Below are 14,927 nucleotides of genomic sequence, written 5' to 3'. Positions count from 1 at the left end.
ACGCGTTTCGGCTCGCCGCGCACGCCGCAACGAGAACGGCCCGGGTATCACCCCGGGCCGTTCTCTCGTATCCGCCTGTGGGTCAGAGCGCGTCGATGACCGCGTTGAGCGTCTCGGAGGGGCGCATCACCGCGGAGACCTTCGCCTCGTCGGGGTGGTAGTAGCCGCCGATGTCGACCGGGTGGCCCTGCACCCCGTTCAGCTCGGCAACGATCTGCTGCTCCGCCGCGGCGAGCTTCTCGGCGACGGGCGCGAATACCGCGGCGAGCTGCGCATCCGCGGTCTGACGGGCCAGCTCCTGAGCCCAGTACAGGCCGAGGTAGAAGTGGCTGCCGCGGTTGTCGATCGTCCCGAGCGAACGGCCCGGCGAACGGTCTTCCTCGAGGAAGGTGCCGGTGGCGGCATCCAGCGTGTCGGCGAGGGTCTTCGCCTTCGCGTTGCCGGTGAACTCGGCGAGATGCTCGAAGGACGCCGCCAGCGCGAAGAACTCACCGAGCGAGTCCCACCGCAGGTAGTCCTCCTCCAGCAGCTGCTGCACGTGCTTGGGAGCCGAGCCGCCCGCGCCCGTCTCGAACAGGCCGCCGCCCGCCAGCAGCGGGACGATCGAGAGCATCTTGGCCGATGTGCCGACCTCGAGGATCGGGAACAGGTCGGTGAGGTAGTCGCGCAGCACGTTGCCGGTCACCGAGATCGTGTCCTCGCCCTTGCGCAGGCGCGCGAGCGTGTAGCGTGTCGCTTCCTCCGGAGGCAGGATCACGATGGTGATGTCGCCGGTGTCCAGCGTCGCGAGCGCCTGGTGCACCTTGCCGATGAGCTGCGCGTCGTGGGCGCGGTTGACGTCGAGCCAGAAGACGGCGGGAACGCCGGTGGCCCGCGCGCGGGTGACGGCCAGGCGCACCCAGTCCATGATCGCGATGTGCTTGGCCTGGGTCGCGCGCCAGATGTCGCCCTTCTCGACGTGGTGCTCGATGAGCACGGTGCCGGCGGAGTCCAGCACCTCGACGACACCGTCGGCGGGGATCTCGAAGGTCTTGTCGTGGCTGCCGTACTCTTCGGCGGCCTGCGCCATGAGGCCGACGTTCGGCACGGTACCGATCGTCGCCGGGTCGAGGGGGCCGTTGGCGATGACGTCGTCGATCACGGCCTGGTAGACGCCGGCGTACGACGAGTCGGGAATGACCGCGATGGTGTCGTCCTCGGCGCCGTCGACGCCCCACAGCTTGCCGCCGTTGCGCACGAGAGCGGGCATCGACGCATCGACGATGACGTCGGAGGGCACGTGCAGGTTGGTGATGCCCTTGTCGCTGTTGACGTAGCTGAGCCGCGGGCCGGTCTCGAGGTCCTGCGCGATGCGGGCCGAGATCGCCTCACCGTCGGCGAGCTCGCCGAGACCGGCGAGGATCGAGCCGAGTCCGTTGTTGCCGTTGAGGCCCGCCGCGGCGAGCTGCTCTCCGTACGCGTCGAAGACGTCGGCGAAGAACGCGCGGACGACGTGGCCGAAGATGATCGGGTCGCTGACCTTCATCATCGTGGCCTTCAGGTGCACGGAGTACAGGACGTTCTCGGCCTTGGCCTGCGCGATCGTGTCGGCGAGGAAGGCGTCGAGAGCCTTCGCGGAGAGGAACGTGGCGTCCACGACCTCGCGCGGCAGCACCTTCAGCCCTTCCTTGAGAACCCTGACCGTCCCGTCCGTGGCGGTGTGACGGATGCTCAGGACGTCGTCGTGCGCGGCGATCCAGCTCTTCTCGTTGCTCTTGAAGTCGTCGTGCCCCATGGTGGCGACGCGGGTCTTGGACCCGGCCGCGAAGGGCTTGTTGCGGTGCGGGTGCTTCTTGGCGTAGTTCTTGACCGCGAGCGGCGCGCGGCGGTCGCTGTTGCCCTCGCGCAGCACGGGGTTCACCGCGGAGCCCTTGATGCGGTCGTAGCGGGCGCGGATGTCCTTCTCCTCGACCGTGGACGCGTCGTCGGGATAGTCGGGGATGTCGTAGCCCTGCGACTGCAGTTCCGCGATCGCGGCCTTCAGCTGCGGGATGGATGCCGAGATGTTCGGCAGCTTGATGATGTTGGCCTCGGGAAGGGTAGCGAGTCCACCGAGCTCGGCCAGGGCGTCGCCGACCTGCTGCTCGGGCGCGAGGCGCTGCGGGAAAGCGGCGAGGATGCGGCCGGCCAGCGAGATGTCGCGGGTGTCGATCTCGACGCCCGCCTGCCCGGCGAAGGCCTTCACGATCGGCAGGAACGATGCCGTCGCCAGGGCCGGCGCTTCGTCGGTGTGGGTGTAGATGATGGTGGACTCGGGCACGTGTGATCTCTCCGTCGTGAGCGTCGTCGTGGGCGTCGTGGTGAGCGTCGCGGGGTCGCCTCCAGGCTATCGCATCGACGGAAACTATCTTGACGTCAAGATAATTCGCGCCCCGCTCCTCGGCATCCTCTTGCGCACGCGCAGCGCTGGGGGTTTTCTCACCATTCGGAGGGTGCCGCCCGCGCTTTCGCCCGGGGTAGCCTGAGGGCATGACCGAGCTGCGCCTCGAGGAACTGTCCGCCGCGACGATCGTCGCCGTCAACACGATGTCGCTCAAACCGGGGCAGGAGCAGTATCTCGCCCCCACCAGCTATGCCGTCGCCGGCACGGTGGCAAACCCCAGCACCGCGTGGCAGCGCGTGGTGCTCGACGGTGACGAGGTCGTCGGTTTCGTGAGCGCGAACTTCGATCCCGAGGCGCCGAGCGAGCACTTCCGCTCCGTGCTCTGGCGCATCAACGTCGACGCCGACGACCAGGGCCGCGGGGTCGGCCGGTTCGCCGTCGAGCAGCTCCTGGAAGAGGCCCGCAGCCGCGGCATGGACCACGTGCACGTGATCTACGAGGAGGGGCAGGGCGGCCCCGATGCGTTCTTCCGCAGGGTCGGGTTCACCCCCGTCGGCGAGACCGAGTTCGGCGAGGTCGTCGCCGAAGTCCGTCTGTAGGAGCAGCCGAGCCGGGCGCCAGGGAACCGCCCGATGATCCTGTTTGTTGCCAAGCTCCACAAAACTCTTGCGTCGATGACGCCGCGCGCTCTATCGTGATCACCAGCTTCGCTCGAAGCGCTTCGATACGACAGAGGAGTCGGCATGGCACGCATCGATGAGGTGGCCGCGGCCGCCGGCGTGTCGATCAGCACCGTCTCCTATGCGCTGAGCGGCAAACGCCCGATCTCTCCCGACACGCGCCGTCGGGTCGTCGATGCGGCACATCGCCTCGGCTACGCGCCGAACGCGGGGGCACGCATGCTGGCCGGACGCGTCACGCACATCTTCGCCCTGACCGAGCCGCTGCGCCGCGAGACCCACGCCCCCACCCACATGTCCTTCGTGCTGGCCGCCGCCGTGGCCGCACGTCGGCACGACTACGACATCCTCCTGCTGACCGATCAGCAGGCTTCCGAAGGAATGCACCGGGTCACCGCGTCGGGACTGGTCGACGCGATCCTCGTCCTGGACGTCGCTCCCGACGATGAGCGCGTCGCGATCGCCCGAGCGATCACGACGCCGACGGTGTTCATCGGCATCCCCGACGATCACGAGGGCATCGACTGCGTCGACCTCGACTTCGAGGCGGCCGCGCGCCTGGCGGTCGATCGAGTTGCCGATGCCGGGCACCGCCGGATCGCCCTGATCGGTCAGCCCGAGAGCACCTACCGGCTCTCCAACTTCCCCCCGCGCGTTCGCCGGGCCGTCGCCGACCGGGCCGACGAGCGCGGGCTGGCGCACACGTTCGCCACGACCGGAGAGGTCGTGACCGAGGCGGATGCCGTGCGCACCGCCGTCGGCGACGCTCTCGACGCCGGTGCCAGCGCCCTGCTGCTGCACGGTGTCGACGACATGCACGCGGCGGTTCTGGACGCCCTGACCGAGCGCGGGATCCGGGTGGGGTCTGACATCTCGATCGTCTCGATCGCGGCATCCTTCGACACCACGAAGCTGCCGATCCAGGTCGACACCATCCCCCTGATCCCCGAGGCCTCATGCGATCTCGCCGTCGACCTCGCTCTGGCGAGGATCGACGATCCGCACCGCCCGACCGGCATTCATCTCCTCGCCCCCGTCTACCGCGACGCAGGGTCGGTGACCGCCCCTCCCTCGGTGTGAACCCTCCGACCGGAAGCCCTTCCGTTCGCTCATCATCGAAGCGCTTCGATAGCCACCTCACCGCATCACACGCAACTGAAGATCGCAACTGAACACCGCAATCACAGACCGGGCCGATGACGGCCCACCGAAAGGAGTGCCGACGATGGCACGAATCACCGGGCGGGCGCGGGTACTGACCGCCGCCGCCGTTCTCACCGCCGCCGCACTGGGCGTCAGCGCCTGCTCGTCGTCCGGCGACACCGACGGTGGCAGCACCGACGGGGCCGGCCAGACCCTGAAGCTCTGGCACTACGAAGGCGCCGACAGCGCGATGGGCAAGGCGTGGGCCGAGGCCATCAACGTCTTCGAGAAGGAGACCGGAGCGAAGGTCGAGTTCGAGGAGAAGTCGTTCGAACAGATCCAGAAGACGGCGAGCCAAGTGCTCGACACCGACGCCGCCCCCGACGTCATGGAGTTCAACAAGGGCAACGCGACCGCGGGCTTCCTCGCCTCGACCGGGCTGATCAGCGATATCTCCGACGCCGTCGCACAGTACGGCTGGGCCGACAAGCTCGCACCGTCGCTGCAGACCACCGCGAAGTACACCGACAAGGGCGTCATGGGCGGCGACACCTGGTACGGCGTGCCGAACTACGGAGAGTTCGTCGGCGTCTATTACAACAAGGACGCGTTCGCTGCGGCGGGCCTGCAGATTCCGACCACCTACGACGAGTTCATCAAGGTGCTCGACGCGTTCGTGGCGAAGGGCATCACGCCGCTCGCGGAAGCAGGTGCGGAGTACCCGCTCGGTCAGCTCTGGTACCAGCTGGCGCTGGCCAAGGGCAGCCGGGATTGGGTCAACGACTACCAGCTCTACAAGAACCCGGTCGACTGGCAGGGCGCCGAGACGAGCTACGCCAGCGAGACCCTGAAGGACTACGTCGCCAAGGGCTACATCGCCAAGGACGTCTCCTCCATCAAGGCCGAGGACGCGGGAGTGTCGTTCATCAACGGCACCGCACCCATCTTCGTGTCGGGCTCGTGGTGGTACGGGCGCTTCACGGAGCAGGCAACCGGCTTCGATTGGACGATGCAGGCCTTCCCCGGCTCCACGCTCTCGCTCGGCTCCTCGGGCAACCTCTGGGTGGTGCCGCAGAACGCGAAGAACAAGGATCTCGCCTACAAGTTCATCGACATCACGATGCGACCGGAGATCCAGGCCATCATCGGCAACAACGGCGGTCTGCCCGTTGCGGCCGATCCGAAAGACATCACCGACGCCAAGAGCAAGGACCTGATCTCGACGTTCAACGGCATCCTCGGCCAGGACGGACTGTCCTTCTACCCGGACTGGCCCGCGCCCGGCTTCTACGACGTGATCGTGCAGCAGCTGCAGGGCCTCGTGACGGGCACGCAGGATGCCGCGACGACGAACGCGAACCTGGGCACGGCCTACGACGAGGGCACCGCGGACTACCGCTGAGGCCCCTGTGAGATCCGGTGGGGGCGGCTGACGGCCGCCCCCACCACCGAACGGAAAGCATCCCCATGTCGCTCACCGCACGTGCTCGCCGCACCCGCGTCATCGACGATGAACCCGCCATCCCGCAACGCGGGCGTGGGCGCGGAGCCTACTGGCTCTACCTGCTGCCGGGCTTCCTCCTGCTGCTGATCATCGTCATCGTCCCCCTCGTCTGGAACGTCTATCTCACCTTCACCAGCTGGAAGGGGGTGCGCGCACCCACGTTCATCGGGGCCGCCAACTGGATCAAGCTCGTGGGCGACGAGGCCTTCTGGACGTCGTTCCTCAACTCGGTGTGGATGGTCATCGCGATGGTGATCGTGCCCACGATCGTGGGCCTTCTCATCGCCGCTCTCCTGTTCGACGTCGTCGGACGCAAGTTCGTCGGCCGCGTCGGCAGCTTCCTGCGGGCGACCTACTACCTTCCGCAGATCCTCCCGGTCGCCGTGGCCGGCATCGTGATCGGCTGGATCGTGCGCCCCGGCAGCGACGGCGCCCTCAATCAGCTGCTCGGCGGCATCGGCATCGCCCCCTACGACTGGCTGGGACAGATGCCCTCCGCCCTGCTCGTGCTCATGGTGGTGCTGGTCTGGGTGCAGATCGGGTACCCGGTGGTGGTCTTCATGGCGGCACTGCAGCGCGTCGATCCGGAGCTGTACGAGGCGGCGGAACTCGACGGAGCCAACTGGTTCCAGCGGTTCGCCTCGATCACGGTCAGCATCATCCGTCCGGAGATCTTCGTCGTGACCCTCACCTGCACGATCGCCGCTCTCAAGGTGTTCGGCCCGGTCTACGTCATCACCCGCGGGGGACCCGCCGGAGCGACCCTCGTTCCCTCGTACTACGCCTACCAGGAGTTCTTCACGAAGCGCGACGTCGGCTACGGCGCGACGATCGCCACCGTGCTCACGATCCTCGTCGTCATCGTGTCGATCGTGTTCATCCGCGTGCAGAACTCTCTCGAACGCAAAGAAAGGGCGGGCCTGTGATGGCTGCCGGAACCGTACTCACCACGACGGCGCGCCCCCGCCGCGCGCCCTCCGGGCGACGCGGGCGCGGCGGCATGGTGACCAAGCGCGGAGTCGACTGGCTCCTGCTCGCCCTCGTCATCGTCGGCGCGCTCCTCGTGATCGCGCCCTTCTACCTCGTCCTGGTGAACTCGTTCAAATCTCCCACCGACTACGCCACCTCCGGCCCACTCGCTCTGCCGCAGGCCCTCGACTTCACCGGCATCACCACGTTCTGGGAGCGCGTCAACTTTCCGCAGAAGGTGTGGAACTCGGTGTTCATCTCGGGCATCGTCGCCGTGCTGGCCGTGCTGATCTCGATGCTCAACGCCTTCGCGATCGGCATCGGGCGCGTACGCGGACGCACCTGGATCGTGCTGCTGTTCCTGCTCGCGAACCTGCTGCCGCAGGAGGCGCTGCTGTACCCGCTGTACTACATGTTCAAATCGGTCGGCCTCTACGACAACGTGTGGTCGGTGATCATCGTCTTCACCGTCGTGCAGGCCGCGTTCGGCACCTACCTGTTGTCGTCGGTGTACGGCACGTTCCCCAAGGAAGTGCTGGAGGCGGCATCCCTGGACGGAGCCGGACGCTGGAAGATCCTCTGGCGCGTGGTCTTCCCGATCAGCCGCCCGACACTCTCGGTGCTGCTCATCTTCTTCTTCATCTGGACGTGGAACGAGTTCCTCATTCCGCTGACGTTCCTCGCGTCGAACGCGAACCAGACGGTGCCGGTGGCCATCAGCGTCCTGCAGGGTGACCGCCTCATGGATGTCACCACGACCAGCGCGTCGGCGCTGCTGGGCATCATCCCGACGCTCATCTTCTTCCTCATCTTCCAGCGCACCCTCACCCGGGGCATCACGGCAGGAGCAGTCAAGTAATGAAGTTCACCGACGGGTTCTGGCAGCTGCGACCCGGTGTCGCCGCCCTGTACGCACAGGAGGCGTACGACATCTGGCAGATCCCCGACACCGCCGACGGTCCCGGCCTGATGGTCACCGCCCCCACGGCCGTCATCGCACGACGCGGCGACGTGCTCAACCGGCCCGTGCTGACCACGACCCTCTCCTCCCCCGCCGACGGCGTCATCCGCGTACGGATCGCGCACCACACCGGCGCCCCCTGGCACGGCGGCTTCGCGCTTCCCGGCGCGGGAGGCTCGGCCGACGGCGTCGAGATCACCCCGAGCGGCGGCACGGTTCGCGCCGGCCTGCTCACGGCGCGGGTCGCCGCGGGTGCCCCCTGGGATCTCGCCTTCGAGGTCGACGGACGCCGGGTCACCGGCAGTGGCCACAAGTCGCAGGGCTACCTGCGCGTGGCGGCCGACGCGCAGGTCGACGCCGGCATCGTCGGCACCGCCCGCGCCGGACAGCGCGCCAGCGCAGCGCCCGCGTACGTGCACGAGCAGCTCGATCTCGGCGTCGGCGAGCTCGTCTACGGCCTCGGCGAGCGCTTCGGCCCGCTGGTCAAGAACGGACAGACCGTCGACATCTGGAACGCGGACGGCGGCACCTCGAGCGAGCAGGCGTACAAGAACGTGCCGTTCTACCTGACCAACCGCGGCTACGGCGTGCTGGTGAACGATCCGGGACATGTCTCGTTCGAGGTCGGCTCGGAAGCCGTCGAGCGCGTGCAGTTCTCCGTACCCGGCGAGGTGCTGGAGTACTTCGTCATCGCCGGCCCCACCCCGGCCGATGTGCTGCGCCGCTACACGGCGCTGACGGGACGCCCGCCCGTGGTGCCCGCCTGGTCGTATGGTCTGTGGCTGTCGACGAGCTTCACGACCGCCTACGACGAAGCCACGATCACCTCGTTCATCGACGAGATGGCGGCCCGAGAGCTGCCGGTGTCGGTGTTCCACTTCGACTGCTTCTGGATGCGCGAGTTCAACTGGTGCGACTTCGAGTGGGATGCGCGCGTGTTCCCCGATCCCGACGGGATGCTCGCGAGACTGCATGAGCGCGACCTGCGCGTGTGCGTCTGGATCAACCCGTACATCGCACAGCGCTCGCCGCTGTTTCGCGAGGCGGCGGATGCCGGGTACCTCGTGCGGCGCGCTGACGGCTCCATCTGGCAATGGGATCTGTGGCAGGCGGGGATGGGTCTGGTCGACTTCACGAATCCCGACGCGACGGCGTGGTACCAGGAGAAGCTGCGCGGGCTGACCGCCCAGGGCGTCGACTGCTTCAAGACCGACTTCGGCGAACGCATCCCCACCGACGTCGTGTGGGCCGACGGCAGCGACCCGCAGCGCATGCACAACCTCTACACGGAGCTGTACAACCGCGCCGTCCATGACGTGCTGGTCACGGACCGCGGCGAGGGCGACGCCGTGCTGTTCGCCCGGTCGGCGACCGCGGGCGGCCAGAGCATGCCGGTGCACTGGGGCGGCGACTCGACCTCGACCTTCACCTCGATGGCCGAGACACTGCGCGGCGGCCTGTCCCTCGCCATGAGCGGGTTCGCCTACTGGAGTCACGACATCGGCGGCTTCGAGGGGACTCCGGATGCCGCGGTGTTCAAGCGCTGGACGGCATTCGGGCTGCTCAGTTCGCACTCCCGCTTCCACGGGTCGGACTCCTACCGCGTGCCCTGGGCCTTCGACGAGGAGGCGGTGGAGGTGACCCGCCGCTTCACGCACCTGAAGATGAGACTCATGCCCTATCTGCATCAGCTCGGCGTCGATGCCGCGCGCACCGGCATCCCCCTGCTGCGTCCGATGGCCCTGGAGTTCCCGGACGACCCGGCCGTCGCCTACCTGGATCGGCAGTACATGCTCGGCCCGTCGCTGCTGGTCGCGCCGGTGATGTCCGCGAGCGGAGAGGCGGAGTTCTACCTGCCGGACGGAGAGTGGACGTCGCTGCTGAGCGGCGAGCACGTCGAGGGCGGACGGTGGCGTCGTGAGACGCACGGCTTCGATTCGCTGCCGCTGTACGTGCGCCCCGGCGCGGTGCTGCCGTGGGGCGCCCGCCACGACCGTCCCGACTACGACTACCTCGAGGGCCTCGAGCTGCGGGTGTTCCCCGGCGGCTCCGGCACCCGTGAGGTGGTCGTGACGACGCCGGACGGGCGCAGCGAGGTCTTCGAGGTCGATCTCGACACGCCGTCCGACTGACCGCTGCCGCGGCCGCGGTCGTCGTCGCCTCACCGGATGCGGAGATGAGCAACGGATGCGGATGCCGCGCGCTGCGGCATCCGCATCCGTTCACACCCTCCGCGTCTGTTCATGAGACGCAGGCTCCTCCCCTGCGGCGGGTGCGGGCGAGTTGTCCCCACTCCAGAGGGGTGCCCGGCCTCGGCGGCGCGGGCGGACGCAGACTCGACGTGTGGGGATCCGGGAGTTGGTGGAGGCGGGTGGCGGCATCGTGCATCGGCAGGCGGTACTCGATGTCGGCATCCGCCCCGCCACGTTGCGGGCGGCGATCTCGGCCGGGGAGGTCCGCCGCGTGCGCCGCTACTGGGTCGCGACGTCCGCGGCCCCGGACGCGTTGGTGCACGCCGCCGAGGTGAGCGCGCGGCTGGCCTGCGCCTCCGCGGCGCAGCACCGGGGATGGTGGATGCCGCCGGGCACGACCGGTCGGCCGCATCTGCACGTCCGCGCTCACGCGCATCGGCCGCCGCCGAGCGGTGACATCGCCCCGCCGGTCTTCCACTGGGATGCACCGATGGTGCCGGCGCACCCACACGCCCTCGTCGAGTCGGTCCCCGATGCCCTCGCGCACATCGCCGGATGCCTGTCGTACGAGGACGCGCTGGTCGTGTGGGAGTCGGCGGTGCGACTCGAGCGGCTGCCGCTGGCGGTGCTGCAGCGCTACCGCTGGAACACGCCCGCCGCGCGGCGGCTGGCCGGCGACCTCACGGGCCTCAGCGACTCGGGCATCGAGACGCTGTTCGTCTCACGGATCCGCGCGTTCGGGCTGCCCGTGCGCCAACAGGTGCTGCTGCTCGGACACCGCGTCGACGGCCTCATCGGAGACCGTCTCGTCACGCAGCTCGACGGCTACGCCTTCCACTCCTCTGCCGCCGACCGCGGCCGCGACCTGCACCACGATCGGGAACTGATCGCCCACGGCTACACGGTGCTCCGGTTCACGTACGCCGAGGTCGTGCACCAGTGGCCGCGCGTCGAGGCGGCGATCCTCCGCGCGATCGCGCAGTGCCTCCACCTCGCGCGCTGACGCAGCCGCGCCCCTTCCAGCCCAGCCCGCACCAGCCCGCACCAGAATCGGAGCACGTCACCAGAATCGGATGCCGCGCGCCGCGGCATCCGATTCTCTTGCTCATCTCCGAATCTGCGAGCGGGGAAGGCCCGCGGCGGCGTCAGACGAGCGACTGCTTCCACGCACTGTGCAGCTGCGCGAACTTGCCCGTTCCGGCGATGAGGCTGGCGGGGGTGTCGTCCTCGATGATGCGACCGTGCTCCATCACCAGCACGCGGTCGGCGATCGACACGGTCGACAGCCGGTGCGCGATGATGATCGCGGTGCGGTCGGCGAGCAGCGTCTGCAGCGCCGCCTGGATCTGCCGCTCGCTGGGGATGTCCAGCGACGCCGTCGCCTCATCGAGGATGAGAACGGCGGGGTCGGCGAGGAAGGCGCGGGCGAAGGAGATCAGCTGGCGCTGTCCCGCCGACACGCGACCGCCACGCTTGTTCACGTCGGTGTCGTACCCGTCCGGCAGCCGCTCGATGAAGGTGTCCGCGCCGACGGCACGGGCAGCCGCGCGGATCTCCTCGAACGTCGCGTTGGGCTTTCCGAGCGCGATGTTGTCGGCGACCGTGCCGCTGAACAGGTACGCCTCCTGCGTGACCATCACGATGGCGCGGCGGAGGTCCTTGGGGTGCAGCTCCCGCAGATCGACGCCATCGAGTGTCACGGCGCCTCGCGACGGGTCGTAGAACCGTGACACGAGCTTGGCGAGCGTCGACTTGCCGGCCCCGGTCGTTCCCACCAGGGCGATGGTCTGACCGGCGGGGATGTCGAGCGAGAAGTGCGGCAGAATCGTGCGCTCGTCGGAGTAGCCGAAGACGACGTCCCGGAACTCGACGTGCCCCGCGGCCTTCCACAGGTCGACCGGGCGTGCCGGGTCGGGCACGGTGGGCCGCTCCTCGAGCACACCCGAGACCTTCTCCAGCGCGGCGGTCGCCGACTGGTACGAGTTCAGGAACATCGCGACTTCCTGGAGGGGCGAGAAGAAGTTGCGGACGTACAGCACGGCGGCGAGCAGCGTTCCCACCAGCAGCGCACCGTCGACCACACGCAGCCCGCCCCACAGCAGCACACCGGCCACGGCGAAGGCCGAGACCGCCATCATCCCCGGCTCGAAGGTGCCGAACAGACGCAGCGAGCGCATGTTGACGTCGCGGTACTGACCCGACAGGTCACCGAACTCCTCGTCGTTGCGCGGCTCCTTGCGGAATGCCTTGACGGCGCGGATGCCGGTCATCGTCTCGACGAACTTGACGATGACCTTGGCGCTGACCACCCGCGACTCACGGTATGCGCGCTGCGAGTTGCGGTAGAACCAGCGCATCAGCAGGTACAGCGGAATGCCGGCGATCGCGAGGATGACGCCCGACTGCCAGTCCAGCAGCAGCAGCGCGATCAGGGTGAACGCCCCGTAGAGCACGCCGGAGACGAGCTCGTTCAGGCCCCCGTCGAGCAGCTCGCGGATGGAGTCGAGGTCGCTCGTCTGACGCGAGATGATGCGCCCCGAGGTGTACGACTCGTGGAACTCGAGACTGAGTCGCTGCGTGTGCAGGAAGATCCGGGTGCGCAGATCGAGCATGACGGCCTGCGTCAGGCGCGCGGCGACCACCGCGTACCAGCCGATGAGCGCGGCACCGCCGACGCCGGCGATGAGGTACACGGCGACGATGACGATGGTCGGCATCCAGTCGGCGTCCTGCATCGCCTGCGGCAACGCGGTGTTCAGTCCGTAGGCGATCAGGGCAGGGCCGGCCACGCGCAGCGCGGTGGAGACCACGAGCACGACGAGGGCCAGCACGAGCTGCCACCGCAGCGGATCGACGAGCGATCCCAGCAGTCGCAGCGAACGCTGGCGGATGGCGCGCGATTCGTCGCGCGTGTAGTCCGAGCGATCTTCACCGGTGGTTCCGGCGACGGATGCCGTGCTCACAGGTTTACCTCCGTCTCCCGCAGGCGGGCGTTCTCTTCTGCTTCGGCATCCTCGAGGCTCGAGATGACGTGCCGGTAGTGCTCGCTGGTGCGCAGCAGCTCGGCGTGGGTGCCGACGGCGGTGATGCGTCCCTCTTCGAGCAGCGCCACCCGGTCGGCGAGCGTGACGGTCGAGGGCCGGTGCGCGATCACGAGGGTCGTCGTGTCGGCCATCACCTCGCGCAGGGCATCCTCCACGAGCGCCTCGGTGTCGACGTCGAGCGCCGACAGCGGGTCGTCGAGCACGAGCACGGCGGGGCGCGCCGCGACCGCGCGCGCCAGCGCCAGACGCTGGCGCTGGCCGCCCGAGAGCGAGAGCCCCTCTTCGCCGATGATCGTGTCGACCCCGTCGGGCAGGTCGTCGACGAAGCCGGCCTGTGCGACGGCGAGCGCTTCACGCAGCACGCCCTCGGCCTGCGCGCTGCCCGGCACCAGGTCTTCGCGACCGAGCAGCACGTTCTCGCGCACCGTCTGGGAGAACAGCGTCGAATCCTCGAAGGCCATGCCGACGTGGGTGCGCAGCTCTTTCAGAGTGAGGTCGCGCACGTCCACGCCATCGATCGTCACCCGCCCGGCGGTGACGTCGTACAGACGTGCGGGCAGAGTGGTCAGGGTCGTCTTTCCCGATCCGGTGAGCCCGACGAGCGCCATCGTCTCGCCCGGGACGAGCGTCAGATCGATGCCGTCGAGCAGATCCCGTTCGCCATCCCCGGCATCCTGATAGCGGAAGTGCACACCCTCGAACGCGAGTGCACCGCGCGAGCTGCCCAGCGCGACGGGCGCTGCGGGATCGGTGATCGTGTTCTGTTCGTCGAACACCTCGAAGATGCGGTCGCTGGCGGTGCGGGCATCCAGCAGGAACGAGAAGAGGAAGCCGATGGACTCCATCGGCCAGCGCAGCACGGTGGCCATCGCGAAGAACGCGACGAGCTCGGCGATGCCGAGCTGGCCGAGCTGCTGCAGCACGATGCCGACACCGAGACACAGGGCGAACGCGATCTCGGGCAGCAGCACGAGCCAGAACCAGATCCAGCCGACGGCGCGCGCCTTGCTCAGCTCGGTCTCGCGGAGCGTCTCGGCTTGACGGGTGAACTTGAGCAGGGCGTGCTTTCCGCGCCCGAACGCCTTCAGCACACGGATGCCGTGGACGCTCTCCTCCACGCTGGTCGCGAGGTCGCCGGCCTGGTCCTGGCTCTGGCGCGCGAGCGTGCCGTACGTCTTCTCGAACCGATAGCCGGCGTACCAGAGCGGTGCGCAGACGATCAGGAAGGTGACGCCGAGCGCCCAGTGCCAGCGGAACAGCAGCGCCATGCCGACGAGGATCGTCAGCAGGTTGACGACGAGCAGCACGATGCCGAAGGCCATCCAGCGTCGCAGCATGCTGATGTCCTGCATCATGCGCGAGAGCAGCTGGCCCGACTGCCAGCGGTCGTGGAAGGCGACCGGCAGGCGCTGGAGGCGCTCGTAGAAGCTCGTGCGCAGGTCGTATTCGACCTTGGTCGACGGTGCGAGCACGAACCAGCGCCGCAGCCACACCATGACGGCTTCGAGAAGCCCGAGCACGAGGATGAGCGCGGCGCCCCACACGAGCTGGCTGCGATCGCCCGCGGCGCTGGCGCCCGCGGCGATCGGGCCCTGCACGAGCACTTCGAGCACGAGCGGGATAGACAGAGCGAGCAGGCTCGCCACGAGCGCGCTGACGGCGCCCAGCACGAGCCGGGGCAGGACGGATCGGGCGAAGGGGTAGAGACGCGCGAGCGCGCGCACCGTCGACAGGCGCTCGACGGGAGGGGTGAGCTCGGAGGGCGTTGAGGAGGAGGTCATGATCCTTGCGGAGGGGTGGAACGGATGCCGGGGTCACGCGGCCGGCGGAGGTGACGGGTGGGCGCACGAAGGCGCGGCAGGACGAAGAGGCCCTGTCGGAGGTAACGCGCGGCGGGACGATGCCGCCGAAGGAGGACGCGCGGCGCGTTATCCCCAACCGATTCCGGCGGCCTCGAACGCGGCCGGGGCGGCGTTCGACGGACGGAGGAAGGCGGGCTTCGTGATGACGATGGCCGTGGACATGGCTTCCTCCAAGGAGTCGGTGAACGGGGACTGCGACCCACGCGGTTT

10 protein-coding genes are annotated in these 14,927 nt (G+C 68.6%); 7 read left to right on the top strand and 3 right to left on the bottom strand.

What is annotated here, in order from left to right:
• Nucleotides 1-82: 82 nt before the first annotated feature.
• The gene (locus CEP17_RS12830) at nucleotides 83-2,299 is read right to left on the bottom strand and encodes an NADP-dependent isocitrate dehydrogenase (protein WP_112932508.1); all 2,217 of its coding nucleotides are present in this window, start codon (nucleotides 2,297-2,299) and stop codon (nucleotides 83-85) included.
• Between the two features lie 209 nt (nucleotides 2,300-2,508).
• Between CEP17_RS12830 and CEP17_RS12825 the strand changes: the two genes are divergently transcribed.
• The 7 genes from CEP17_RS12825 (at nucleotide 2,509) to CEP17_RS12795 (ending at nucleotide 10,814) form a co-directional block, all read left to right on the top strand.
• Nucleotides 2,509-2,961, top strand: a complete 453-nt coding sequence (locus CEP17_RS12825) for a GNAT family N-acetyltransferase (RefSeq protein ID WP_036318311.1) — start codon at nucleotides 2,509-2,511, stop codon at nucleotides 2,959-2,961.
• Between the two features lie 144 nt (nucleotides 2,962-3,105).
• The gene (locus CEP17_RS12820; RefSeq protein ID WP_112932507.1) at nucleotides 3,106-4,122 is read left to right on the top strand and encodes a LacI family DNA-binding transcriptional regulator; all 1,017 of its coding nucleotides are present in this window, start codon (nucleotides 3,106-3,108) and stop codon (nucleotides 4,120-4,122) included.
• A gap of 145 nt (nucleotides 4,123-4,267) precedes the next feature.
• Nucleotides 4,268-5,587: an extracellular solute-binding protein gene (locus tag CEP17_RS12815; RefSeq protein WP_112932506.1), complete on the top strand. Its 1,320-nt coding sequence runs from the start codon at nucleotides 4,268-4,270 to the stop codon at nucleotides 5,585-5,587.
• A gap of 65 nt (nucleotides 5,588-5,652) precedes the next feature.
• Complete coding sequence (locus CEP17_RS12810; RefSeq protein WP_112932505.1) at nucleotides 5,653-6,615, top strand: sugar ABC transporter permease; 963 nt, start codon at nucleotides 5,653-5,655, stop codon at nucleotides 6,613-6,615.
• Entirely contained in the window at nucleotides 6,615-7,517 is a 903-nt protein-coding gene (locus CEP17_RS12805; protein WP_112932504.1) for a carbohydrate ABC transporter permease, read from the top strand. The genes CEP17_RS12810 and CEP17_RS12805 overlap by 1 nt, the downstream gene beginning before the upstream one ends.
• Nucleotides 7,517-9,751 (top strand): alpha-xylosidase, encoded by a 2,235-nt coding sequence (gene yicI, locus CEP17_RS12800; RefSeq protein ID WP_112932503.1) that lies wholly within the window; start codon nucleotides 7,517-7,519, stop codon nucleotides 9,749-9,751. Before CEP17_RS12805 ends, yicI begins: the two co-directional genes overlap by 1 nt.
• Nucleotides 9,752-9,962: 211 nt before the next feature.
• The gene (locus tag CEP17_RS12795) at nucleotides 9,963-10,814 is read left to right on the top strand and encodes a DUF559 domain-containing protein (protein WP_239498533.1); all 852 of its coding nucleotides are present in this window, start codon (nucleotides 9,963-9,965) and stop codon (nucleotides 10,812-10,814) included.
• 142 nt (nucleotides 10,815-10,956) lie between these two features.
• Here CEP17_RS12795 and CEP17_RS12790 read toward each other — a convergent pair whose 3' ends face one another.
• Together CEP17_RS12790 and CEP17_RS12785 are read right to left on the bottom strand one after the other, a co-directional pair.
• Nucleotides 10,957-12,774, bottom strand: coding sequence for an ABC transporter ATP-binding protein (locus tag CEP17_RS12790; RefSeq protein WP_112932501.1), 1,818 nt, complete (start codon nucleotides 12,772-12,774; stop codon nucleotides 10,957-10,959).
• On the bottom strand, nucleotides 12,771-14,636 hold the full coding sequence (locus CEP17_RS12785) for an ABC transporter ATP-binding protein (protein WP_036315660.1): 1,866 nt from the start codon (nucleotides 14,634-14,636) through the stop codon (nucleotides 12,771-12,773). The genes CEP17_RS12790 and CEP17_RS12785 overlap by 4 nt, the downstream gene beginning before the upstream one ends.
• Nucleotides 14,637-14,927 lie beyond the last annotated feature (291 nt).

Source organism: Microbacterium sp. PM5 (genome assembly GCF_003293595.1).
In the GTDB taxonomy this organism is placed as follows: domain Bacteria; phylum Actinomycetota; class Actinomycetes; order Actinomycetales; family Microbacteriaceae; genus Microbacterium.
The sequence above is the reverse complement of the archived record's forward strand: the minus strand, read 5'-3'. Positions and strand labels throughout refer to the sequence as shown.

Bases quoted from the DNA above. Each gene is read 5' to 3' on its own strand.
- yicI (WP_112932503.1), top strand. From the start codon at position 7,517: ATGAAGTTCACCGACGGGTTCTGGCAGCTGCGACCCGGTGTCGCCGCC.
- CEP17_RS12825 (WP_036318311.1), top strand. From the start codon at position 2,509: ATGACCGAGCTGCGCCTCGAGGAACTGTCCGCCGCGACGATCGTCGCC.
- CEP17_RS12815 (WP_112932506.1), top strand. From the start codon at position 4,268: ATGGCACGAATCACCGGGCGGGCGCGGGTACTGACCGCCGCCGCCGTT.
- CEP17_RS12820 (WP_112932507.1), top strand. From the start codon at position 3,106: ATGGCACGCATCGATGAGGTGGCCGCGGCCGCCGGCGTGTCGATCAGC.
- CEP17_RS12785 (WP_036315660.1), bottom strand. From the start codon at position 14,636: ATGACCTCCTCCTCAACGCCCTCCGAGCTCACCCCTCCCGTCGAGCGC.
- CEP17_RS12805 (WP_112932504.1), top strand. From the start codon at position 6,615: ATGGCTGCCGGAACCGTACTCACCACGACGGCGCGCCCCCGCCGCGCG.
- CEP17_RS12810 (WP_112932505.1), top strand. From the start codon at position 5,653: ATGTCGCTCACCGCACGTGCTCGCCGCACCCGCGTCATCGACGATGAA.